Source organism: Neisseria sp. P0022.S010, assembly GCF_051956635.1.
Genome location: NZ_JBQCXF010000725.1, coordinates 1 through 1,149, shown reverse-complemented (window position 1 = coordinate 1,149; position 1,149 = coordinate 1). Strand labels below are relative to the sequence as shown.

The window sequence follows — 1,149 nt, the reverse complement described above, 5'->3', positions numbered from 1 at the left end:
AAATAGAGCCATCAGGCCGTCTGAAATAAAACACAATACGGAAAAACATGACTTCAATCATCAAACAAGCCGGATACTTCCTCGTATCCTCTTTCGTCTTGAGCATTTCTCTTCACGCAGCCGCCGCAGTTTATTCCTGCGGCAACGGCAGCTATACTTCCGAACCCAAATCCTCCTGCGCACAGGCCGAATTGCCTAAAATCAGCGGCCATCAAGGCAGCGGTTACCATCTCAACATCCGCAGTCTCAATGCCTCTGACGAACGCGCAAGTGCAAAGCCTAAGAAAAAGGCACGCACGGGAAAATCCGATAAACAAGAGAAAAAAGCCGACAAACCGAGCAAAAACAAAAACAGTGCAAAAGCTAAAAAACAGCAGCCCATGCCGTCTGAACAAGAATAAAATGCTCAACTGCAACGAATCAGCCCTACCTGAATCATGAAAAAATATCTGCTTACCCTATCCCTGCTGCCGCTTGCTGTTTTCAACAGCCAAGCCCACGCCGCAAAAATCTACACCTGTGAAGTCAACGGCTCGATTGTCTATACCTCGCGCCCAAGCGGAAACTGCCAAACTGTCAACGACTTACCGATTGTCGGCAAATACAGCAGCAGCCGATACGACGCCCCGGTTAGCGATGCGCCTACACTCAATGCGCCGACATCACAAACGGCTCCGGCAAAAAGCAAAAATACGGCTGCAAAATCCAACCATAAAGCAACGCCCAAACCTGCCCCTGTCCGTACTGCTTCTGAAACGGCTCCTCCTCCAGCTCCCAAATCCTCCGGCGTCAACAGTCGCCGCTCTATTTTGGAAACCGAGTTATCCAATGAACGCGCGGCTTTGGCCGATGCCAAAAAGCAACTGAGCCAAGCGCGGACAGCCAAAGGCGGCAGCGTCAATCAACAGGCCATCAGTACACTGCAAGGTGCGGTTTTGGATAGGGAGAAAAACATTCAAGCCCTTCAGCGCGAACTGGGCAGAATGTAAGTCCAAATCAATCAAAACATCAGGCCGTCTGAACAGGTGTAAACGAAATCCAAAATTTTCGTCACGCCAAACAGACGGCCTGAATCCTATAATGATTATGCCCGTTTCAATTTCTTGTGCCTAGTAAATACGGTATAATTCGCCCTTTACGCACATTACC

Annotated in this window: 2 protein-coding genes; both read left to right on the top strand. The window is 49.2% G+C overall.

Annotated features, from left to right (window positions below; translation table 11 throughout):
* The first annotated feature begins 47 nt into the window (after positions 1 to 47).
* Complete coding sequence (locus tag ACTHUT_RS20965) at positions 48 to 401, top strand: nucleolar protein (protein ID WP_250600583.1); 354 nt, start codon at positions 48 to 50, stop codon at positions 399 to 401.
* A 36-nt stretch (positions 402 to 437) separates the two neighbouring features.
* Positions 438 to 989, top strand: coding sequence for a hypothetical protein (locus tag ACTHUT_RS20960; RefSeq protein ID WP_250600585.1), 552 nt, complete (start codon positions 438 to 440; stop codon positions 987 to 989).
* Positions 990 to 1,149: the final 160 nt, after the last annotated feature.

What these genes read in the sequence shown, in the direction of transcription:
- ACTHUT_RS20960 (WP_250600585.1), top strand. Translation starts at nt 438, where the DNA reads ATGAAAAAATATCTGCTTACCCTATCCCTGCTGCCGCTTGCTGTTTTC.
- ACTHUT_RS20965 (WP_250600583.1), top strand. Translation starts at nt 48, where the DNA reads ATGACTTCAATCATCAAACAAGCCGGATACTTCCTCGTATCCTCTTTC.